The organism is Trinickia sp. LjRoot230, assembly GCF_964253315.1.
Lineage (GTDB): Bacteria > Pseudomonadota > Gammaproteobacteria > Burkholderiales > Burkholderiaceae > Trinickia.
In genome coordinates this window covers 1063916-1085932 of the sequence record NZ_CAXUQX020000002.1, presented here as the reverse complement: position 1 = coordinate 1085932, position 22017 = coordinate 1063916, and the positions used below count along the sequence as shown (strand labels likewise).

The 22017-nt window shown below is 62.3% G+C and carries 22 protein-coding genes and 1 pseudogene; 10 read left to right on the top strand and 13 right to left on the bottom strand.

Going from position 1 to position 22017, the window contains the following annotated elements:
* Positions 1-14 precede the first annotated feature (14 nt).
* Genes ACSQ20_RS23905 through ACSQ20_RS23895 form a run of 3 tightly spaced genes read left to right on the top strand, consistent with a single transcriptional unit; the run spans position 15 to position 2791 of the window.
* Entirely contained in the window at positions 15-1262 is a 1248-nt protein-coding gene (locus tag ACSQ20_RS23905) for a cyclic nucleotide-binding domain-containing protein (protein WP_436024857.1), read from the top strand.
* A 31-nt stretch (positions 1263-1293) separates the two neighbouring features.
* Positions 1294-2058 carry a flagellar motor protein gene (locus ACSQ20_RS23900; RefSeq protein ID WP_436024855.1) on the top strand — a complete coding sequence of 255 codons (765 nt, stop codon included), beginning with the start codon at positions 1294-1296 and terminating at the stop codon, positions 2056-2058.
* 22 nt (positions 2059-2080) lie between these two features.
* Positions 2081-2791 (top strand): OmpA family protein, encoded by a 711-nt coding sequence (locus tag ACSQ20_RS23895; protein ID WP_436024853.1) that lies wholly within the window; start codon positions 2081-2083, stop codon positions 2789-2791.
* Between the two features lie 46 nt (positions 2792-2837).
* Here ACSQ20_RS23895 and ACSQ20_RS23890 read toward each other — a convergent pair whose 3' ends face one another.
* The 10 genes from ACSQ20_RS23890 to ACSQ20_RS23845 all read right to left on the bottom strand — a co-directional run bounded on the left by ACSQ20_RS23890 (position 2838) and on the right by ACSQ20_RS23845 (position 13148).
* Entirely contained in the window at positions 2838-3161 is a 324-nt protein-coding gene (locus ACSQ20_RS23890) for a hypothetical protein (protein WP_436024851.1), read from the bottom strand.
* Between the two features lie 23 nt (positions 3162-3184).
* Positions 3185-3673, bottom strand: coding sequence for a hydroxymyristoyl-ACP dehydratase (locus ACSQ20_RS23885; protein ID WP_436024849.1), 489 nt, complete (start codon positions 3671-3673; stop codon positions 3185-3187).
* A complete protein-coding gene (locus tag ACSQ20_RS23880) occupies positions 3670-4497 on the bottom strand; it encodes a beta-ketoacyl synthase chain length factor (RefSeq protein WP_436024847.1) in 828 nt (275 codons plus the stop codon). The genes ACSQ20_RS23885 and ACSQ20_RS23880 overlap by 4 nt, the downstream gene beginning before the upstream one ends.
* 2 nt (positions 4498-4499) lie before the next feature.
* Positions 4500-5756: a beta-ketoacyl-[acyl-carrier-protein] synthase family protein gene (locus ACSQ20_RS23875; RefSeq protein WP_436024846.1), complete on the bottom strand. Its 1257-nt coding sequence runs from the start codon at positions 5754-5756 to the stop codon at positions 4500-4502.
* A 5-nt stretch (positions 5757-5761) separates the two neighbouring features.
* A complete protein-coding gene (locus ACSQ20_RS23870; RefSeq protein ID WP_436024844.1) occupies positions 5762-6673 on the bottom strand; it encodes a polysaccharide deacetylase family protein in 912 nt (303 codons plus the stop codon).
* Positions 6670-9141 carry an MMPL family transporter gene (locus tag ACSQ20_RS23865; protein ID WP_436024842.1) on the bottom strand — a complete coding sequence of 824 codons (2472 nt, stop codon included), beginning with the start codon at positions 9139-9141 and terminating at the stop codon, positions 6670-6672. The genes ACSQ20_RS23870 and ACSQ20_RS23865 overlap by 4 nt, the downstream gene beginning before the upstream one ends.
* Positions 9138-9674, bottom strand: a complete 537-nt coding sequence (locus ACSQ20_RS23860; RefSeq protein ID WP_436025869.1) for an outer membrane lipoprotein carrier protein LolA — start codon at positions 9672-9674, stop codon at positions 9138-9140. The genes ACSQ20_RS23865 and ACSQ20_RS23860 overlap by 4 nt, the downstream gene beginning before the upstream one ends.
* Positions 9675-9749: 75 nt before the next feature.
* The gene (locus ACSQ20_RS23855) at positions 9750-10685 is read right to left on the bottom strand and encodes an LpxL/LpxP family acyltransferase (protein ID WP_436024840.1); all 936 of its coding nucleotides are present in this window, start codon (positions 10683-10685) and stop codon (positions 9750-9752) included.
* Entirely contained in the window at positions 10682-12442 is a 1761-nt protein-coding gene (locus tag ACSQ20_RS23850) for an AMP-binding protein (RefSeq protein WP_436025867.1), read from the bottom strand. The genes ACSQ20_RS23855 and ACSQ20_RS23850 overlap by 4 nt, the downstream gene beginning before the upstream one ends.
* Positions 12443-12482: 40 nt before the next feature.
* Positions 12483-13148 carry a hypothetical protein gene (locus tag ACSQ20_RS23845; protein ID WP_436024838.1) on the bottom strand — a complete coding sequence of 222 codons (666 nt, stop codon included), beginning with the start codon at positions 13146-13148 and terminating at the stop codon, positions 12483-12485.
* A gap of 425 nt (positions 13149-13573) precedes the next feature.
* On the opposite strand from ACSQ20_RS23845, the gene ACSQ20_RS23840 reads away from it, so the two are divergent.
* The 6 genes from ACSQ20_RS23840 (at position 13574) to ACSQ20_RS23815 (ending at position 18858) form a co-directional block, all read left to right on the top strand.
* On the top strand, positions 13574-13861 hold the full coding sequence (locus ACSQ20_RS23840) for a phosphopantetheine-binding protein (protein WP_436024836.1): 288 nt from the start codon (positions 13574-13576) through the stop codon (positions 13859-13861).
* Between the two features lie 18 nt (positions 13862-13879).
* Positions 13880-14596: a 3-oxoacyl-ACP reductase FabG gene (gene fabG, locus ACSQ20_RS23835; protein WP_436025865.1), complete on the top strand. Its 717-nt coding sequence runs from the start codon at positions 13880-13882 to the stop codon at positions 14594-14596.
* A gap of 81 nt (positions 14597-14677) precedes the next feature.
* Complete coding sequence (locus tag ACSQ20_RS23830; protein WP_436024834.1) at positions 14678-16030, top strand: NAD(P)/FAD-dependent oxidoreductase; 1353 nt, start codon at positions 14678-14680, stop codon at positions 16028-16030.
* 14 nt (positions 16031-16044) lie between these two features.
* Entirely contained in the window at positions 16045-17241 is a 1197-nt protein-coding gene (locus tag ACSQ20_RS23825; protein WP_436024832.1) for an endoribonuclease L-PSP, read from the top strand.
* Complete coding sequence (locus ACSQ20_RS23820; protein WP_436024830.1) at positions 17238-18062, top strand: lysophospholipid acyltransferase family protein; 825 nt, start codon at positions 17238-17240, stop codon at positions 18060-18062. Before ACSQ20_RS23825 ends, ACSQ20_RS23820 begins: the two co-directional genes overlap by 4 nt.
* 16 nt (positions 18063-18078) lie before the next feature.
* Positions 18079-18858 (top strand): glycosyltransferase family 2 protein, encoded by a 780-nt coding sequence (locus ACSQ20_RS23815; RefSeq protein ID WP_436024828.1) that lies wholly within the window; start codon positions 18079-18081, stop codon positions 18856-18858.
* Between the two features lie 346 nt (positions 18859-19204).
* On the opposite strand, the pseudogene tnpA reads toward ACSQ20_RS23815, so the two are convergent.
* Positions 19205-19620: pseudogene (gene tnpA, locus ACSQ20_RS23810) on the bottom strand (IS200/IS605 family transposase).
* Between tnpA and ACSQ20_RS23805 the strand changes: the two are divergent.
* A complete protein-coding gene (locus ACSQ20_RS23805) occupies positions 19586-20800 on the top strand; it encodes an RNA-guided endonuclease InsQ/TnpB family protein (protein ID WP_436024826.1) in 1215 nt (404 codons plus the stop codon). The pseudogene tnpA and the gene ACSQ20_RS23805 sit on opposite strands and share 35 nt — an antisense overlap.
* Here ACSQ20_RS23805 and ACSQ20_RS23800 read toward each other — a convergent pair.
* Positions 20797-21300 carry a hypothetical protein gene (locus ACSQ20_RS23800; RefSeq protein ID WP_436025863.1) on the bottom strand — a complete coding sequence of 168 codons (504 nt, stop codon included), beginning with the start codon at positions 21298-21300 and terminating at the stop codon, positions 20797-20799. The genes ACSQ20_RS23805 and ACSQ20_RS23800 overlap by 4 nt on opposite strands.
* A 202-nt stretch (positions 21301-21502) precedes the next feature.
* Positions 21503-22000, bottom strand: a complete 498-nt coding sequence (locus ACSQ20_RS23795) for a DUF1348 family protein (RefSeq protein ID WP_436024824.1) — start codon at positions 21998-22000, stop codon at positions 21503-21505.
* Positions 22001-22017: the final 17 nt, after the last annotated feature.

The following is a 22017-nucleotide window of genomic DNA, read 5'->3' as shown; positions in this document are numbered from 1 at the left end:
AGCGGGGGATTATCTTGAAACAAAAACAGTCGACCTGGACGCGCTCGGCGACGCCGGGTGAAGTCATCTATTCCGAAGGTTTCGCCGGGGACCCGGTCATCTATGTGATCTCCGAAGGCAAAGTCGAGATCTCCACTTATTGCGATGAAAAGAAAGTCGTTCTCGGCACCTTGGGAAAAGGCGATTTTTTCGGCGAAGCGGCGTTGCTGCCCGCCGAGCCGCGCGCACAAACCGCGAAGGCGCTGACCTTTTGTCAATTCACGGTCATCGAAACGAGCATGATCGAGCAGGAGCTCGAGCGAGCTTCCCCGCTATTGCGGCATTTGGTGCGCACCACCATCCGGCGCGGGAAAAAGAAAGACGACTTGCTCGCAACCTATACGCATGCCGATTTCCTTCCGGGCGTGGTGTCCTATGCCCACGTGCTCGCGCTGATGGCCAGTGCCGAAGCCACTGCCGACACTTCCTCCGATGGCTGGGGACGACGCGGGCAGCCGGAAGAAGTGGCGGTGACGCTGCCCAATGCGATCAAGAAATTCCGGGCGATTGCCGGCCATTCGCGCCCGCACGTCATGACCATGCTGCGGCGGATGGAAAAGCTCAATCTCGTCACGCTGGACATCGGACGCGCCGAGCATTTGGCCAACAATGGCCGTTATGCCGCGCAAGACGGCGCCACGGCCCGGCAAGTTATCAAGTTCGATCCGGCGCGCATCATCGAACGAGCGCAGCAGGTGGGCGATCACGATCTCGACGTCGCCATCAACAGCGAACTCGAACTAATCGAGTTGTCCGATCTGGAAACGCTGATTGGCGTGGAAAAGAGAATCATCTTGAACAAGCTTTCGCATGGCGAGATTGCCGAAGACTTGTTCGCCTTTCGCAAAACGCAAGTACTCAACTACGTCGAGCAAAAAGGTATCAACTATTTCACGCGGCGCAACGCGCGGCCGAGCGGTGACATGCAATCGCTCGACGACCTCGAATCTGTCGACCAGCGCACGCTGTTCGAAGCTGTCAGCGCCACCGATACCTACGACCTGGCCAAACTGCTCGCGACGCTCACCGACCCGGTGGTCGCGCAACGGTTGCAGTCCGTGATGACCGAGGCGCGCAAGAAGGAAGTTTCGTGGGTCATGCGCCGCGAGATCAAGATCGATCCACTCGAAGTGAATGACATCGAGCAGCGTTTCATCGAAGCGGTCAGAACGATCCGTGCATCGGCGGGCGGCGCATCCGCGCAGGTTGGCCGCGAAGCTTGAACATTTTTGACGGTAGCTGGGGAGAGCCGGTATGGATCTGCTGACGATATTCGGCGCGCTGCTCGGCACGCTCGCCATTGCCACAGGATTTTGGCTGGAGGGCGGACAATTCGGAATGCTTTTTCAGGTCGAAGCTTTCGTCATCGTGGTGGGCGGCACGCTGAGCGCGGTGATGATTCAAAACACGTGGGCCAGATTCTACGACGGGATCAAACAGCTGCATCTCGCGTTCATGAAGACGCGGCAGGTCGATCGCGAAAACCTTTCGGCGCTGTTGGAATGGGGCGATCAAGCCAAGCTCAACGGCATGCTTGCATTCGAATCGCTCGACATGAGCGGCATCAACCCGTTCGCGCGGCGCGGGCTCGAGTTGCTCGCGAACGGGGTCTCCACGGCCGTGCTCGAAGATGCATTGCGGCGTGAGCTGGCGGCTTACGAACGCAACCGCATGGCCGCTGCGCGCATTTGGCAACAAGCGGGCGGATATTCGCCGACGTTCGGCATTCTGGGCGCCGTGTTGGGCCTGATTCACGTGACCGGCCATATCCTCGAACCTGCGCAGCTCGGAGCCGGCATTGCGGCCGCGTTCACCGCGACGCTTTACGGCCTCGCGTTTGCCAACGTGGTTTTTCTGCCGCTCTTCGGCAAGATCAAGGCGCAAGTCGAAAGCGAACTGCGGTTCAGAAGGCTTTATCTCGACGGCTTGTTGGCAATCTCGCGCAAAGAATCGCCGCAGACGATCGAGACGCGCCTCGCCGCAGAGGTCCGCGAGCGGTCCGCCGAACTGCTGGCCTGATCTACTCGACATCCTCGCCATCATGAATATTTTTGCCGGCGATAAGCACATGTCATCCGATGCGATCGGACACGAACATGGACATGAACACGACGACGATGCCGAAGAGCGTTCGGAGCGTTGGCTGATTTCGTATGCCGATCTCATCACCACGTTGATGGTGTTCTTCCTTGCGCTTTACGTACTGGAGCTGGCCAGATACCGAGAACTCGAGAGCAAGACGCTCGAAGCACGCGTCGTCCAGCATGTCGATGGTTCCGCGAGCAGCGCGGGGAGCGTGGGCGACGGCCCGCGGCAGGCCGCGCAAAAGACACTGCATGCGTTGCTGAGTCCGCTTGGCGAGAACCGCCAGATCGCGATGAAGGATACTTCGCAAGGCGTTGAAATCGCGATCAACGCCAAGCTGCTTTTCAATTCCGGCGATGCGCAATTGCTGCCGAATTCGTTCGGTGTCCTAAGCGATATCGCACAGGTACTGGCAACGCACTCGGCCCGCAACATCCTCGTCGAAGGGCATAGCGACAGCGTGCCCATCTCGAACGCGAAATTCGCGTCGAACTGGGAGTTGTCATCCACGCGTGCGGGTGCCGTCGTGCGTTTCCTGGTGGACAAAGGCGTCGCGCCGCATCGGTTGTCCGCGGTCGGCCGCGCCGACAACGACCCGCTCATGCTCGGCAACGACGAAGCAGCACGCGCGGCGAACCGGCGCGTGACCATCCTCGTTCAATACTGACCGCTTCCGACGCTCGCCGGCTCCCGCAAAAGCTCACCGAACTCCGTTACTGCGCCGTACCGTTCGAAGCCGGTTCGTGACTGTCCGACTTCGATTTACTGACCGTCCTGTGGATGGCATCCTTCGTCGCGTGATAACCGTTGCGGGCGCCCTGCGCTACCGCATGCCCGAACTTCTTCGAGGTCTCGGCGGTTGCATGTGCCGCCTCCCGCGCATCGGAGCCGATATGCTTGCCGGCCGCTTTCGCGTTTTCCTTGAAATCATGCGCGGCTTGCCCAACGTCGGCCTGCGCTGCCGGGACCAAAGCGGGTACGAAAGCCCCGATAACAAACGCTGCCGTTAACCATTTACGAGTACGAGCCGTCTTCAAGAGTGAACTCCTTATAAGGAAGATCATGCATCTGTGCCATCGAGCGATGGCCCGATAGCGGACGCATCGAGTATCACGGCGGCACGGCCGGATAGCACCGTGCGGCCCGCGCATTGCAAGGCGAAACGATAGAGCACGTTATTGGCGTCGCCGCCGATCCGCTGCGCTTCGACGCTCAACCAGTCTTGCAGCGTATCGAGCCGCGCCACCTGCATCTCGACATTGCGAACACTCGCAAGAAAGCCCGCACGCGGACGCTCGAGCGCCGCGCCAAGCATCGCCCCATGCGCGGCCATCGCCTGCGCCGCGTATTCAATTCCGCAGACGGCGGCAAGGCGTCCGTTCGCGCGCAGCGGGTTGTTTGGGTCGCGGTGACTCGTCGCGCGGCAGACGATCGTGTCGTCGCTCCATGCGAGCACCTGATCGAGCAGACACATCGCGCCGCTATGCGGAATGCGCGCCGCGATCCACGCATGATCGAGCGGCTGCGCCAAGTATTCGACCGGTTTCATATAGCGGCTCCTGCATGACGATCGATCACCGCTATCTCGACGCCGAGCCGCATGTCGCTCAAGTAGTCGAGCACGACGCGCGTCGATTGCCGTGTTGCAAGCGCTTCGAGCAAAGGCAGCGAGCGCGCAGCGGGATGATTGCGGCGCAATGCTTCGACGAGCGGCGAGGATTGTGTCGTAGCCGGTTCGGTCGTCAGCGCGATATCGATGCGGGCAAGCGAGTGCGCGCTTGGCTGCGGCGCCAGCACGAGGGCCACGCCGAACGCATCGTCGATCGGACGCAACTCGCGCAACGGGCTCGGATAATCGACGTCGAATGCCACCAGCAGCGCGGCTTTTCCGTCAACGGCCACCTCGCCCACACTCTCGAGCAGCCCCGCCACAAAGCTGCCGTCATAGGCGGCCAGCACATTCGACGACGCCATCGAACCGGTGGCGATGCTCCAGTATCCGGCCGGCGCGTTATGCACGGAGTTATGAAAGCGCGTCGGCGACAACGTCCGGTCCTCTCCCGCCAGCGTTTCGCAGACCGCATGGCAGTTGTGGCCATCAGCGCCCGATGACGCGAAGACCGACTGCAACGTAGCCGGGTCGTGCCCGCTCGCCGCCACGGCCTCGGAGCCGATGGCAAGCACGAGCTTGACCGGCGCACCCGTGCGACGCCGCTCGGCGGAAGGAAGCGCAGCGGGCGGCGGCAACACCGTTCGCTGCGGAACGTAAGCGGTCCGACCGCTCAGCACCTGCACGGCGCTAGGCCAGTCGGTAAGGCCTGGCCCGAGCAGCCCGACGCCGTCAATGAATGCCCGCATGGCTTGCTTTCGCATCGTCATGTCCTCTTTGAATCGCCATCTGAATCGCTACCGGAGTCGGCCCACCCCAATCCCAATATCAAACTGCAATTGGTCCCGCCAAAACCAAACGAATTGCTGAGCGCGGTTCGGACAGGCGCGGCGCGGCTCGTCAACACATACTCGAGCATCAACTCGGGGTCGGGCTGCGTCGTTTGAATACCGGCCGGCAAGAACTGGTGCTTCAATGCAAGCGCTGCGATCACCGCTTCAAGCGCGCCGGCGGCACCGAGCGTATGTCCGGTGGCGCCTTTCGTCGAGCTGCAAGGCGTGCGCTTGCCGTCAAACAGCGCATTGACCGCAAGCCGCTCGGCCGTATCGTTGCCAGGCGTCGCCGTGCCGTGCAAATTGACGTAGCCAATATCGCCTGCCGCCAGGCCGGCCGATGCAAGCGCTTGTTGCATTGCGAGCCGCGCGCCCAGTCCTTCAGGGTGTGGCGACGACATGTGATGCGCATCGCTCGATTCGCCGATGCCCACGAGCGCGATGGTCGATTCGTCGAGTGCCGCGTTGCGCGCGGCAGCATTTTCGGGGCGTTCGAGCAGCGCGAAGGCGGCCGCCTCGCCGATCGAGATGCCCTTGTGAGTAATATCGAACGGTTTGCAAGGCTGTGTCGACAGCAATTCGAGCGAGTTGAAACCGTAAAGTGTCGTCAGGCACAACGAGTCGACACCGCCCACGACAGCGGCGTCGATCAAACCCGCTTCGAGCATGCGCCGCGCAGATGCGAAGACCTTGGCCCCCGAGGAACACGCTGAAGAAACCGCCATCGACGGTCCATGCAATGCGAAGTAGGCGCGCACGAAAGCGGCGAGCGAATAGGTGTTGTGCGTATTTGCGTAGTGAAAGTCAGCAGGAAGCGCGCCCGTGTCAGGATCGCGGCGCCGATAGGCAAGCTCGGTCTCGAAGATCCCGGACGTGCTCGTGCCCAAAAACACGCCGATTCGCTGCGGGCCGTAATGCGCGGCTGCCGCCCGCACGGCTTCTTCGAAACCATCCTGTCGCAACGCGAGCTGCGCCAGCCGATGATTGCGGCACTCGAATTCGCGCAGGTCGCGGCGCACAGGCTCGTCGTCGACGCCGGCGACTTCGCCGGTCCATGTCGTGAGCGCGGCATCGTCGAAACGGCACGGCGCGAGGCCGCCGCGTTGCATCCGCAACGCGTCAAGCGTCGCATCGAGTCCTCGCCCGATGCAGCTCGTGGCCGTAAAGTGAGTGAGCAGGATCGGGTTCACTTTCGTCAGTCCTGGTATCGGTTGGCGTGTGCATCTTGATTCGGCACGGCTGACATCGTTGGCGTCGCTGGTGCTTCTGAGCGCACCAACATCGCCGCACGCAGGGTCGTCCAATGCAGTTGCGCGTCGTGCGCCGCTTGCGCCACTGCGGGCAACACGTCGAGCACGGTCGCGCGGCCGTTCTTATCGCGCGCGGCGTGACCGTCATGCACCAGCAGGATGTCGCGGGCAGCCAGCCTGTTCAACAGCCGCTTCGTCACGAGATCGGCGGCACTCGTACGCGTATCGAAACCGCGTCGGGTCCAACTGGCCAGCGTCAGTCCTTCACGGCAGAGCACGGGTTCGAGAAACGGATTGCGCAGGCCTGCCGGCGCGCGAAAGAAAAGTGGCCGCGTCCCGGTGATTGCCGTGAGCGTCTGTTGCGCTTGTCGAATCTCGTGGCTCAGCGCCCGCGGCCCCATCAGCGAAAAGCTATGTCGATGATGCTGACTATGATTCTCGACGGCGTGTCCGCGCGCGACGATGTCCTGCACGCATTCTGGATGTCTGCGCGCCGCCTCGCCGATGCAAAAGAACGTCGCGCGTATGTCGTAACGCTCCAATATGTCGAGCACGCGCGGTGTCAGTTCCGGGTCGGGGCCATCGTCGATCGTCAGCGCAATGGCGTCGCCCGGTGCGGTGCACGGCAACCGCGTCCAGTTCGGACCGAGCAGGCTACTGCGCGGCCACAGCCCGGATGCGGTCAACGCAAGATGCGAGGCGATCACGCAGCCTGCCGCCCAGGGCCACGCGGCGGGCTGCACGGCGCACGTCGCCGCCGCGCCCGCATGCAGCGCGAGCGTGCCCGTGATGAGGGGCGTCGGCTTCCAACGGCGCGCGAAGGTTGCCTGCTGGTCGATCGATGTGAGCCCGCTCATACGCGATGCTCCAACGCGCTGCGCGGCGCAAGCACGGCGGAAAAGACAAGTGCGAGCACGGCACCAGGTCCGACTGTCAATCCGAACGATTCGAGCATCGGTACACGCGATAGCGCAAGCAGGCCAAATCCTGCCACGGTGGCCAGATCGGCGATCAGCAACGACACAAGCGTTTGCTCGTTGATCGAGCCGCTTTTAACGCGATTGAAAAAAAGCGCGTAGTTCGATCCGACGGCAACGATCAACAACAGACCGATCAAATGCAAGATCGTGAGCGGCACCTGCGCCAACGCAAATCCGGCGCTGACGACCAACACGGCGGCGATCAGCGGGGCAAGCGTGCGGACGACACGCGCAGGCTCGCGCAGCGCAACGAGCAGCAGCACGACGATCGCCGCAAAACCGGCCAGCGACAGTCGAATGTCCTCACGCAAATAGTTCTGGTAAAGCCGATCCGCCTCGCCCTTCATATCGACGAAAAGCGCGTCCGGCACGCCCGCGCGCGCGACGGCTACACGCACTGCGTTTGCATCGAGGCTCGAATCGCGCGCGCGCGCTGCAAGCGGCGCGCGCAGCGAAAGCATCGCATTCCAGACGCCCGCATGTTCGCTCAGCAGCGCATCGACGGCCAGGCCCATCGACGTGCCTTTTAAATCCGCGCGTTTGACGAGCGGCTGCGCGCGCGCGGCGTTCACGTCGACAATGAACGGCGCGAAGGTCTCCGGCTTGATCTGGATGGATTGCCGTTGCAGCGCCGCGCGCAAACGCTCAGACAACACATCGCTTGGCGGCAGACTCGCTTGGCGCATCCGCTGCGTGGCCTCGCTCGGAAGGTAGCGTGCCGGGCTTTCGTAACCCGCGATCACGCCTTCGCGGACGAGCGGCTGCAATTGCGCGCCCACTTTTTCAGCACCGTCCAACGCCGTTTGTTCGTCCTTGCCTTTCACGACCACAAGATAGCGCACGTCGGGCGCGCCGACATCGGCTCGCAAGCGCGCATCGAGCGCCTGGCTCGATGCGGAAACGGGGCTCAGCGCCGCAAGCTCATGACCCCAAAGCTGGCCGCGTTGCAAAACGAGCACGCCAATACAGCCGACGAGCACAACGGCCAACGGCCAACGCAGCGACGGCGCCGCGCGAGCTGCGCGCGCAAGCCAGCCACCCAGCCGCGACACATCGCGTATCGCACGCACGCGGCCGCTGAAATGCGGCAGCACGTAGCGCGTCACCGCAGCGGCGGCGACAAGGCCCGCAATCGAGTAAAGGCCCAACTGCACGAGCCCTGGAAAGCCCGAAAACAACATGGAAGCGAAACCGCATATCGACGTCAGCACACCAAGGCGAATGGTCGGCCATGCGGTGCGAACCCATTCGCGTATCGTGTCTTGCGCTCGCGCAGCGGGTTGCGCCGACAGCCGCGAACGAGCCGATTGCAGGAACAGATAAATCGAATAATCGACGGCTTCCCCGATCAGCGTCGTGCCGAATCCGAGCGTCAAGCCATGCACGGTGCCAAAGACCAGGCTCACCGATGCGATACCGGCGGCCACACCCGTCAAAACAGGCAGCAGCCCGCATGCCAGCGTGAGTGGGGAACGATAAACGACGAGCAGCAATGCGACGATCAGCGCAATACTCACGCCCGACAAACGTTCGACGTCACGCTTGATCGTGTCGCGCGTTTCGACGGAAAACACGCCAGGGCCTGTCATCAGGAGCCGATAGTGCGACGCACCGCTCACGGCCGGCAAAGCCGCATTGAATGCATTGCGCACCGCATGCATCGCGCGTTGCTGGGCGTCCGTATCGGAACCCGCGCCGGCTGTCTGCGCGAGCAGCACCGCGCGTTGACCGTCGCGCGAGGCCCACACGCCATCGGTCGACGACGGCTGTGCGTCGCTGTCGAGCGTATTGACGATAGCCGCGACTTCGCCGGTCGGATCGCGCGGCAAGATGGCCTTCGCCATCAATCCCGCGGACGAGCCGAGCAAATCGAAACTGTCGCTCAACGCGCCGTGCAAGCCCTCCGGCGAAAAACGCGCGAGGCTCACCGAAGGGCTCAACAGGTATCGATGTTCGAAGATGAATTGCTGATCGCGCGCTTGCGTCACGGGTTCGCCGTTATTGACCGACACGAACTGCGGCTCGCTTCGCAAAGCGGCAGCCGTGCGACGCGACAGCTCGGCGCGGCCCTTCGCATCCCCACCTTCAATGGCCACGAGCATCAGCCGCGAAACGAATCCTTCGCGCAATTGATCGACGAGCAAACGTTGTTCGGCACTGGGTGCACGCGGCAAGAACGCCGAAAGATCGGCCGTAAACGTCGCGCGATGAATAAGCACCGCACATGCGAGCAAGAACAACAACCACAACAAAACCGCCGGCCTTCGAACGAAGCCGGCAAGCAACGCCGCACGCGAATGCGACGCGCGCTTGTGTCCGGGTTGCGGCGCTTGGTCCAGCATCATTGCCCCGCGGCGTTTTGAAGCCGCATGACGGAATGGTCGCCATCGGCCTGTTGGATGGTGACCGTGTGCAACAAATGGCGCTCGCCTTCGAGCGTAACGGTGCTCACCAGCTTCGCCATGCGCGTATCGCGCGGCGTCAAGCGCAACACCCAATTGTCGCCTCGGCCGCTCAACGCGACCCGATACACGTCCTCGAGCGCATAGCGGTTCCCGGCCAGCGTGGCGCGGATGCTTTCGATAAACGCGTCGAGTTCGGGATATTGCGCGAGCGCCAGCGTGTACTTATGTTGATTGCGCTCGACCGTCAATTTGTCGCCATCGACAATCAAACGCTCGGGTTTCGGATTCGTCGTGATTTTTTCGAGGTGATCGGGCGCAACGAACGTCAATTCGCCTGAAGACTCGATCGGCGCGGAAGCCATGGCCAGATACTTCGTTTCGACGAACGTTGCATGGCCCGACTTGTATTGCGCAAGCGTCGACATCAGCCGATCGAGCGTCCACGCCGCGGGCGCTGATGTCGCGGTTGGCATCTGCCCCGCTGCCTCGCCACACGCAAGCGGTGCGATCGAGACAAGCGCGGCAACGACGAGCACTGTGCGCATAGATTAGGAGTCCTTATTATCCGTATTCCAGAAGTCAAAATAATTGAACCAGTTATACGGCGCCGAGCGGCAATATTGCTCGAGCAGTGTCACATAACGCGCGAGTGCGGTGTCCACCTCTTCAGCACGCGCCTCGCGCGGCACCTGCGAAAAATCGGCCAACGTTTCGAAGTGCACGTCATAGCGATTTCCACCGCGATAAAGGCCCGTAATGAAAATGACCGGACGTTGCAGCATGGCCGCCATACGCAGCGGGCCGAGCGGAAACGCCGCCTCCGTACCGAGGAATGCGCAACGCGCAAGCGAATCGCGATCGTCGCGCAGCACGGTCCGATCGGCAAGCATGCCGACCATGCAGCCATCGTCGAGATAGTCGCGCGCTTTGAGCATGGAGTCCGCTCGCCCGAGACTGATCACGTCGTGCTTCGCCACCGGATTGACGGTGGCGAGAATCGCATTGACATTGCGCGCGTTCTCCTCGTACATCATGATCGCGACGCGCAAGCCCGGCCGCGTGCGGCCAAGCGCACGGATGACCTCGAAGCTGCCCAGATGCGCGCCCATCAGAAAGGCGCCGCGTCCTTCGGCGAGCGCGGCATCCACGAGTTCACCGCCCTTCACACGAATGTCGAACAGATCGAAACGTTCGTTGAGCAGGTAGATACGGTCGTGAATCGTCGAAGCGAAAGCAAGGATATGGCGGAACACGTCGGCCAGGCCCGCCGGTCTGCCAAACGCACGCGCAAGATAGCTGCGCGAAGCACGGCGCGCGTCCGGCGCGAACGCGACGAAATAAGCGGCTATCGCGCGCAGCAGCATACGGCCCGCCGTTCGCCCGAGCCGCAGCGAGATCCACACCATGATCCGCAGCAGCGCACGATTGCTGCGCTCCTCGCGTTGCGCCCATTCGTTGCGCGCCGGATGGTGGTCGGTGCTCATGTCGGGGCGGGGGCGCTCAATACACCGCTCGCGACGGCGCGCGTGCCGGCATTCACCGAGAAGCGAATCGTTCCGTTGTCGTTTGCCTGAAACGATAATGCCAGCGGCACACCAGGTGCGGCCGGGCTCAGAAACTTAGCAGAACTAACGATATAGCCATCGAGCGCTTGTTCGAGCGCGGCGCCGATGCGGGCAATCGCATAATCGAGCAGTACGACCCCCGGCACAATCGGGCGCCCCGGGAAATGACCCGGCAATGCTGGGTGATTGGCTGGAATGTCAAACATGATCGGCTGCACGTCGGCCACATCAGCCAAGCCGCCCACATGTTGCGCGGCGAGCGCTGCCAGTGCCTGACGCGGCAGCTTGCCCGCCGTATTACGCGGCAGCGTATCGACGAACACTAACGGCCGCGGCATGAACGCTGCATCGATACGTTCGCGCAACGCACTGCGCAGCGCGCGCGCCGACAACGCAGGCGCAACCACAAACGCCATCAGCCGCAACACATGCGGTATTGCTGCACTCGGCGCCGACGCATCGTCGTGCTCCGGCATGAAGAACGTGCCGTCTTCCACGCCCGGTATCGCATTCAACTGATGATTGAGGTAAGCAAGCGAAGTCCGCTTGCCCGCGATATTGACGAGATCGGCCTTGCGCCCGTGAAGCAGAAAGTGCTCGCCGTCGACAAGCTCGAGCGCATCGCCGAGCGGCACCGGCGTCTCGACGTGCCCGCCGGCGGCCCAGATCACGTCTTGCTGTTCGTCTTCGCGCGCATCGCCCGCTTCACCCGCCTCGTTCTTGCGCACCTGCAACGTGACATCGGGCAGCAAATGCCAAACCGGGCCCTGCACGGTGCGACGTGTGGCGATCTGGCCTGTCTCCGTGCTGCCGTAGATTTCCATCAGCGGCGCACCGAGCCGCGCTTCGGCTTCGGCCGCGAGCTTTTCCGACAGCGGCGCCGTGGCCGAGAGAATCAGCGACGCGCTCGGCGGCTCGCCCTCGGACATCAAGAGCGCACGCAAATGAACCGGCGACGTGACAAGCACACGGGGAGAGGCTACCGCTTCGAGTTCGTCGCGAATGTCGAGCGGATAAAACGGCTGTCGATTGCTGAACGCGAGCCCGCCGATCAGCGCGAGCAGCACCGTCGATTCGAACCCGTACATATGTTGCGACGGCACGGTGCCGACTATCGTCGTGCCAGCCGCATCGAGCAGCCCCAACCGCTTCGCCGCCGCGCGCACGTTCTTGACGAGAAAACCCCAAGTCTTGCGATGAGGCACCGGGGCGCCAGTGGAGCCCGACGTGAAGACATAGGCCATCGTGCGCGACGCTTCGATCTCGGGCACCAGCGCTAGATGAGCTAGACGATCAACGGCGTCCGCGCTGGCCACACCGGCGTCGCCGTGCGAACCATCCTGCTCCGGAAAGCGAAAGCGCGGCAACGCAACTGTGCAGTCGTCGGCATCGTGCAGGCAGAACGCATCGGGCGCGAACGTCGCGAGTTCGGCCACGGTTTGCGGCGTGTACGTGGACGGCAGCAAGCTGATCTTGCCGGCGACGAGCGCCGCGCACAGGCCGACGGTAAAGCGATAACGATCCGCACAGGTATTGAACACGTGCCGGCCCGCGGGCAACAGCGCCGCGACGCGTCTGACATCGGCGACAAACGCGCGCACGGGCACGGGTGTGCCGTCGCGCCAGGCGACGACGTCATCGAGCGATGCATGAAATACGAGCGGAAAACGCGGCATCACGTTGTGGAGATCACGTTGTGGGGAGTGGAATAGTCAATTATCGCGGCAGCGCGGTGCGCTCTTGCATCGACTGCCTATACGCGCGAATGCCTTCGAGCAAGCCGCTGTGGGTCATGTCGGGTAACACGAGCCGGCGGCATGCATATTCGACGACAAACATCGCGGCGCTCAGCGGCAACGTCAGATAGTTCGCGAACGTGGACCATACCTCGATCGATGCGGTGATGAAGAGCACAGTCGAAATGGCCGCCATCGCGAGGAAGAAAAGCGCCCATGCAGCTGTAATGCGCCGCGTATACCGGGCGACAGCCGGCGCCAGTGTGCCATGCACCATCGCCGCGAAGCGGCTGCAAAGCGGCACGTTCCCTGCTAGCAACGTGCGTCCGAACAACGCGGCCATCGTCAAATTGAACGTCATGTGCTCGACATAAAGGCCCCACTGGAAGTGCTGTGCGAGCGACGCGCGGACCGTCCACAAGCCCACGAGCGATACCACCACCAGCGGCAGCAGCCACCCGCGCCGCCCCGAGCGCGCGGCCGCACCGACAAGGAGCAGCAGCAACGGCGCGAGCGCAAGCGCAAGTCCGAGCGCCTGTTTGCCCGGCATACGGACCGCCTCGTGCGCGGCAATCTGATAGGCGGCTACAAGCGCCACCCCGGCGGCACCCCGCGCAATACGATCGAATTCGCCAGCCTCAGTCACTTAGCACTCCTACCTTTACTGCGCGGGCCGGCAGAGGCCCGCCCGCTGAAATCTGATGAATCGGAATAATCGGCACTCCTATCTATCGCAAAAGGCCTCGCAAAAGCAAAGCCTGCCCGGCGACGGCACGGGCCTTCGCCAGGTTAGCTGGATGATACGTTTTCGAGATTGCGCCGGCGTTGCGCGACGTTGCGTTTTGTAACCGTTTGTGTGGTTATTTGCATAGCGCGCAATGTGTCGGATTTTATCGCACCTTCCGCAGCTAGCAGCCACGCAGGGATTAATCTGCGCCAACGGCTCGGACGGGCCCCGGCAGGCGCCGGATTCTGTAACCAATTTCCGTAGACCCGCCCCGACCCATCGTCTAGAATCGCTCCGAACTCGGCCGGCTGCCCAATGGCCGCCAGACGGGCCGCCCGTATCCTTTGCCGCAGTCGCCTGCGTCACGCACCATGAACGAATTGGAAAAAACACTCGCCGAAATGATGATCCGCGAGCTGAACCTCGAAGACATCGATATCGATGCAGTCTCGGCCGACACTTCGTTGTACGGCGAAGGCTTCGGGCTCGACTCCATCGATATCCTCGAAACCGCGATGTTGATTTCCAAAACGTACGGCTTCGGCCTGCGGGCGGACAACCCCGACAACGTCAAAATCTTCGCGACGTTAGGCTCACTCGCCGCCTACGTGGCCGCGCATCGTATCCGATAGCCCATGGCAAACACACAGATGAAAGCACTCGTCACGGGCGGCAGCGGTGCGTTGGGGCGAGCCATGTGCGAAACGCTGGCCGCGGCCGGCCACGAAGTCTGGGTGCATGCCAACGCCAACATCGAGCGCGCGCAAGAGGTGGTTCAGCGCATCGCTGCGGCGGGCGGCGTGGCACGAGCGGTCGCATTCGACGTCACCGATGCCGATGCCACGCTTGCGGCGGTGCAACGCATGCTGGCGGATGGGCCGATTCAAATTCTTATCAACAACGCCGGTATTCACGACGATGCGCCGATGGCCGGGATGACGCAGCAGCAATGGCGCCGCGTCATCGATGTTTCGCTGAACGGGTTTTTCAATGTCACGCAGCCGTTGCTGATGCCGATGATCCGCACACGCTGGGGACGCATCGTCAATATCGCCTCGGTCTCGGGCGTAACCGGAAACCGCGGCCAGACGAACTATGCGGCGGCGAAGGCGGGCCTGATCGGCGCCACGAAGTCGCTGTCGCTCGAACTCGCCTCGCGCCATATCACCGTGAATGCCGTTGCACCCGGCATCATTGCCTCGCCGATGATCGAAGAGGCCTTCCCCCCCCAACGCATCAAAGAAATCGTGCCAGCCGGCAGAGTCGGCGAACCGGACGAAGTCGCACAGATGGTCGCCTATCTCGTGTCGGACGCGGCGGCCTATGTCACGGGGCAAGTTCTCTCGATCAACGGCGGGTTGGCCTGAACCACGGACAACGCTGCCTGCACAAGGCTGCCTGCGCTCGGTTGCGTTCCATGGCAGGCCCCACGCACCTGGAGACAGTCGATGAGCGATACGCCGCATAGCGGGACCAGCAATGAGATCGATCAATGGGACGTCGTCGTCATTGGCGGCGGCCCCGCCGGGTCGACGGCCGCCACCTTGCTCGCCGATGCCGGCCACCGCGTGCTACTGCTCGAAAAAGCGCACCACCCGCGCTTTCATATCGGCGAATCGCTGCTGCCGGCCAACCTGCGGCTATTCGAGCAACTCGGCATCGCCGATTCGATACGCGCAATTGGCATGACGAAGCTCGCGGCCGAGTTCGTCTCGCCGCAGCACGGCAACCGAATGCAGCGTTTTCTGTTCGCTCGCGCGCGCGACAAGTCGATGCCCACCGCATATCAGGTCCGCCGCTCGGAATTCGACGAGATCTTGTTGCGCAATGCAGCGGCACACGGCGCAACGGTAGTGGAAGGATGCCGCGTGCGCGATGTCGATTTTTCAAGCGACGATTCGAGCGCCATCGTCCATGCCCAGCACGACGACGGCCGGCAGTATCAATGCCGGGCTCGCTTCATCGCGGATGGCTCGGGCCGCGACACATTGCTTGCGAATCGCTTTCGGTCCAAGCGTCGCAGCGAGAAGCACAACAGTTGCGCGATCTACGGCCATTTCCGCGGCGCACAACGCAATGAGGGCGCCGACGAAGGCAACATCGGCATTTTCTGGTTCGAGCACGGCTGGTTCTGGTTCATTCCGCTTGCCGATGGAACGACGAGCGTCGGCGCCGTCGTTTGGCCGTACTACCTCAAGCGGCGCGATCATTCGATGTCGCTCGAAACGTTTCTTCTCGAGACCATTGCGTTATGTCCCGCATTGGCCGAGCGACTCGAGGGCGCGCAACTGATGAACGGCGCGGAGGCAACTGGCAACTATTCGTACGAGGGCAGCCTTACGCACGGGCGTAATTTCGTGTTGCTCGGCGACGCATTCGCGTTCGTCGACCCTGTGTTTTCATCGGGCGTGATGCTGGCCATGCAAAGCGCATTTGCGGGCGCACAGGCCATCGACACCTGTCTTCGCGAACCCGCGCGCAGCGCCGCTGCGCTTGCGCAGTTCGACAAAGTGGTGCGGCACGGCCCGAAGCAGTTCTCATGGTTCATCTATCGCATGACTTCGCCGGCCATGCGCGAACTCTTCATGAACCCGCGCAATATCTTGCGGATGGAAGAAGCGCTGCTGTCGCTGCTGGCCGGCGATATCTACGGCAAGACGCCGATCTGGACATCGCTGCGCTGCTTCAAGGTCGTGTATTACCTGTCGACGTTGTTCGATGCGCGCCGCTGTTGGCAGGCGTGGCGCGCGCGGCGGCGCAACGTCAGGCATGCGAACGATGCGGGAGCCATCGCCAGTTGATTGCCGATCTGTCCATGAGCCATTTGCATCGCGCGCAGCTCGACCGTGCCGAGCTTCTCGCGCGCTTGCGCCCGGGGGCGCACGACGCTCGTGCGCGGCCGGCGGCAATCCGTCATGCATTTCATCGTGCATTCCCGGGCACACTCGGCATGGCCTGCTTCGGCGATACGAACCTCGGGCTCCCCGTAGCCGATACTGACACTGACACCAGTACCGCTCTCGACATTCCAATCGCGCAGGTGCCAATGGCGCGATTGCGGCCTGCGTCCGAACACGGAGATGGCCACAGCGAAGCGTGCGTCGAAATTTGGCAATGCGATGCAGATGATTTGCAAACAGGGCAGCGCGAGCACTTGCATTACCGCTTCAGTGAGGGAGCCGGTGTCGTATTCGGCTGCCTGACCGTGTACGAGACCGCACACGACAATGCCTCGCCACTCGAACACGCAGCCTACGTCGCATATCGCGAATTGTTCGGACTCCTTAACGATTTGCGCATGCCTCATCCGGTGCGAATCTGGAACGCGATTGCGGCTATCAACGCCGAACAACGCGGCAGTGAGCGATATCGACAGTTCAATGCCGGCCGCCAACGTGCCTTCACGGCATGTCGCCGCGCGCTCAGCGTAAGTGTGCCGGCGGCATCGGCACTGGGCACACACGTCGATGCTGATGTCGATGCCGCCGTATTGAACAAAGCCGGCGTCACGCCGCCGTTGCCGCTCGTCGTTTATTTCCTCGCGAGCCGCGAGCCATCCGATGCGATCGAGAATCCGCGCCAGGTGAGCGCATATCGCTACCCGAAGCAATACGGCCCGTGCGCGCCGACGTTTGCGCGAGCGGCGGCGTGGCCGGCCGGGCGCGGGGCGCACGCGACACCGGCGTTGTTCATTTCGGGTACCGCGAGCATCGTGGGCCATGAAACGTTGCATCGCGGTGACGTGATCGCACAGACACGCGAAACGCTGGACAATATCGCCGCCGTGCTCGCTCAAGCCGGCCGCCAGGGACACCGCGCCTTTGGCATGTCCGAATTGAGCTACAAGGTTTATCTTCGCGATCCCGCGGCATTGCAAGCAATCGATGCCGTCTTGCGCGCGCGCTGCGGCGCCAACGCATCGGTGCTTTATCTGCATGCCGATATCTGCCGCAGCGACTTGCTCGTCGAAATCGAAGCGAGTGGCGGCCATCTCGCGTTGGTAGCGCCGTGAGCCAGGCCAGACTGTCGTCGCGCGAACGTGCCGCGGGCGGCTTCATCCCGCGGCGGCTGCGCGAATGCCGTCAACTCGTCGTGTTTTATTTCTCGTTGCTCGTGTTGGCAGCGGCGTGCCTGAGCTGGCTGCCTTGCGCCGCGCTGGTGCGGGTTACGCTGCCGCGACACACCGCACGCACGATAGGCCGCGCGTTCATACGGCATTTATGGCGAAGTTATTTCCGGTTGCTGTCGTTGCTCGGCGCGTGTCGCTTCGACTTATCCGAACTCGAAACGCTGCGCGATGCCCCACCGATGATTCTCGCGCCGAATCACCCGACGTTGATTGACGCGATGCTGATTGCCGCTTGCGTGCCGAACCTGTGCTGCGTGATGAAAGCGGAGCTCAAGCGCAACTGGTTCCTCGGCCCCGGTGCGAGCCTGGCCGACTATCTGCTCAACGATACGCCGCACGCGATGATCAACGGTGCCGTCGAGGACCTGCGGCGCGGCCATCCACTGCTGCTTTTTCCGGAAGGCACCCGCACCGAATGTTGGCCCGTCAATCCCGCGAACTTGCTCAAAGGCGGGATCGGCCTGATTGCCGCACGCGCCCGTGTGCCGGTGCAAACCATCATCATCGAAGCGGATTTGCCGTTTCTGACGAAGGGATGGCACATTCTGCGCAAGCCGCCATTGCCGCTGACCTACCGCGTCAGGCTCGCGAAAAGATTTGATCCGCCCGACACGGATCCTGCCGCCATTCGCGCATTGATCGCCGAGCTGCATACGTGCTACATGTCGGAGCTCTCCACCGAGTTCCGTCCCCGACGACCCTAGGAAGATGGCTGTGCCCATGTCCGCGATACGCGCATCGTCCACCCATCTCGTACTGATTCCGAGCTACAACCCCGGCGAGAAAGTCGACGAAACCGTGCGCGCTGCGCGAGCACACTGGAGCCCTGTCTGGGTCGTGGTCGACGGCAGCACCGACGGCAGCGCCGCTCGCTTGCAAGCCATGGCAAAAACGGACCCGGGGTTGCGTGTGATCGTGCTGCCGCGCAACCGCGGTAAGGGCGCCGCCGTGCTCGCGGGGCTCGACGAAGCCGCGGCGCTGGGGTTCACTCATGTGCTCACGATGGATTCGGATGGGCAACATCCGGCGCAATTGATCGACACATTCATGCGCGCATCGCAGGCCGCGCCCGAGCGCATGGTGCTCGGCAAACCGGTGTTCGACAAAAGCGCGCCATGTCTGCGAGTCCAAGGGCGGCGCGTATCGAACTTTTGGGCGCGCGTGGAAACGCTCGGGGCGGGAATCGGCGATTCGCTGTACGGGTTTCGCGTATATCCGGTCGATGCGTTGCGCACGCTGATGCATCGTCAAAGGTGGATGCGCCGTTTCGATTTCGATCCTGAAGCCGCTGTGCGGCTCTGTTGGGCGGGCATCACGCCGATCAACATCGACGCGCCGGTACGATACTTCGCGCAGGGCGAGGGCGGCGTCTCACATTTCAACTACGTGCGCGACAACGCTCTGCTCAGTTGGATGCATGGGCGGCTGTTATTCGGTTTTCTGTGGCGGCTGCCGTTGCTGGTCGTGCGGCGGATGAGGCAGCGTGCCGACCTCCCGTAATGGCTCACCATTGAAGCGAATATCAGCATTTGCGACGCGAGAACTTGGTTGTTGTCCTGTAAAGACTCACCTACTCATTCGAGTTGCAATGGGTCGACGAGCGAGTCGACGATCATCACCGGTCTACCGGCTGCCAATATTCAACGGACGATGTTTCCGACGTCGCCGCGCCATCGTCACGAACGCAGTCCCGGAAAAGCTCACCGTGTCTCAAGCCACCAGCCACCAGCCTTCAGAGCCGCGTCTTCAATTGAACAAATGCGCGGCAATCCTCCTCGTTCAGGGGGGAGGAAGGATAGCGCGGATAGCCGTAGCCGTCCGTCTAGGGCGCTTAGTGCGGCGTTCGCTATTGCTCGATGTACTCGCGTATCGCTGAGACAGGCGCCCCGCCGCAGCTACCGGCGAAATAGGACGGGGACCAAAGCGCACGCCGCACAGCCTGCGCCGCATGCTCGGGTAGTTCTTCTTGCGGATCATGCTGCTCGAAACACCCTTCAGGCTGTTCACGAGTGCCGCCACGGCAACTTTGGACGGATCGTTCACCAGAAGGTGTACGTGGTCGTCCTCGCCGTCGAACATGACGTGCAGATCGTCGATGATCTCTTTTGTGAACACGCCACGCCGATACTTGGTCACGAAGACCAAATGTGCATGCATCAAGAAAACGCAATGGCGTCCGCGCCGGATGTCGTTGTCGATGGCCATAGGCCAAAGTATACTTTGGCCTATGGAACGACTCCAAGCCTTCAAATTCGAACTCATGCCGACCTGCGAACAAGCGCGCAATATGCGCCAGTTCGCGGGCGCGTGCCGGTTCGTCTATAACAAGGCGCTGGCGTTGCAGAAGGAAAACCACGCGGCGGGCGGGAAGTTCATCGGAAAGTTCGCGATTGGCAAGCACCTGACGGCGTGGCGCAACAGCGCTGATACGTCATGGCTCGCTGAAGCGCCGCGTCATGCGCTTATGATGGCGACGCAGGACTGCGATCGCGCATTCCAAAACTTCTTTGCCAAGCGCGCAGAGTTCCCGCGTTTCAAGCGCAAGGGCGAGCACGACGGTTTCCAATTCCCCGACAAGAATCAGATTGCGATCGATAGCAGCAATGGCCGCATCAAGGTTCCGAAACTCGGCTGGCTGCGTTACCGCAATAGCCGCGATGTACTCGGCGAAGTGCGCAGCGCGAGCGTATCGCTGCGCGCGGGCAAGTGGTACGTCTCGATCCTGACGAAGCGCGAAGTCGAGCAATCGGTTCCGCACGGCCCGGCGGTCGGTATCGACGTCGGCGTGACCCGCTTCGCAACGCTGAGCGACGGCACGTATATCGTGCCGCTCGCGAGCTTCAAAAAGCATGAACAGCGCCTCGCGAAGTATCAGCGGCGCATGGCCCGCAAGGTCAAAGGTTCGTCGAACTGGAAAAAGTCGAAGGCCCGCGCTCAGCGCATCCATGCGCACATCGCGAACGCGCGCAACGACTTCCTGCACAAAGCATCGAACACGATCAGCAAAAACCACGCAATGATCGCCGTCGAGGATTTGCAGGTGCGCAATATGAGCAAATCGGCAGCCGGTGCGGCCGACGCGCCGGGGTGCAATGTCCGTGCGAAGTCCGGACTCAATAAGTCGATTCTCGACCAAGGCTGGTTCGAGTTTCGCCGCCAGTTGGAGTACAAGACGGCGTGGCGCGGAGGCTTTTTCGTCGCCGTCCCGCCGCAGAACACAAGCCGCACGTGCCCGTCATGCGGCCATATTTCAGCGGAAAACCGCAAGACACAAGCGCTGTTTGCGTGCGTGCGCTGCGGCCACGAAGCAAACGCCGATCACGTCGGCGCGATCAATGTTTTAGAGCGCGGACAGCGCTTGTTAGCCTGTGGAGAGACGGTGCAGTCAGGCCGCTCGAAGAAGCAGGAGCCCGCCGAAGTGACTCAGGCCATCGCGGCCTAAGCGCAGTAGGAATCCCCGTCCATCAGGGCAGGGAGGATGTCAAAGCCGACGGTAAAAGGCAGGTTATCGGAAGGAATGGGCGGCACGAGGATAAAGTTCACGCCGATGCGCTTGTACGCCATCATGATGAGCGGTACCGCAACGGGGCCGATCGAGTGGTCATGTCCGAACCCGCGGCTCCCATAGTTGTAGCCCGAGATCACGCCACCCATCAGGGCCAATCGCACGAACCCCCAATGCGCGAACTCGGGCGCCCACACGCCGCCGCCATACCACGACGGGCGCGATAACGAGTTGCGAAAACCGCCGCCGGTCAACGCCCATTGGCCATTGAACCAACATTCAAGACCGAGCCCCGGGTTCACGTCCTCGAACGATTGCTTCGGGTGCAAGTGATACGACGCGATCATCGCATCCACCCATACACCGCCGCCGCACCAATCGGCAGCGTGCGCAGCCGGCGAGAGCGCGCCGATTGCGCTCACGCATCCGAGACCCATCGCACGAATGAGTTTTTTCCGCCCGCTTGCCGCCGCTGCCACCGCGCTCCCGAAACGCATGCCCGCTCCATTCGCCGGCATCGCGCCGACCGTGCGTTCTTGTTCAATGCGACGAACATGTCGCTTGCCGCGCAATGTACAACACACTGCACGTGGCGCATGCAGAGGACTTACTCGGATTGAACAGGAATGTCGGCGCGTTTCAAAGACCGAGATCGGAAAGTCCCGGATGGTCGTCGGGGCGGCGGCCCAACGGCCAGCGATAGCGGCGATCGCTCTCGCGTATCGGCAAATCGTTGATGCACGCGAGCCGGCGTGCCATCAATCCGTTCTCGTCGAATTCCCAATTTTCGTTGCCATAGGATCGAAACCAATTACCGGAATCGTCGTGCCATTCATAGGCGAACCGCACCGCAATGCGGTTGCCATCGTGCGCCCAGATCTCTTTGATGAGCCGATAATCTAGCTCCTTGGCCCACTTGCGGCGCAAGAAGGCAACGATCTCGCCACGGCCGTTGACGAATTCCGCGCGATTGCGCCAGACGCTATCGGGCGTGTAGGCCAGCGCGACGCGCTCGGGGTCGCGCGTATTCCATCCGTCTTCCGCGGCCCGCACCTTCTGCATCGCGGTTTCGCGAGTGAAGGGCGGCAACGGTGGACGCGGCGCGTTCGATTGGTTCGGCTGATTCGTGTCAGACATGGTCTTCTCCGTTCTGC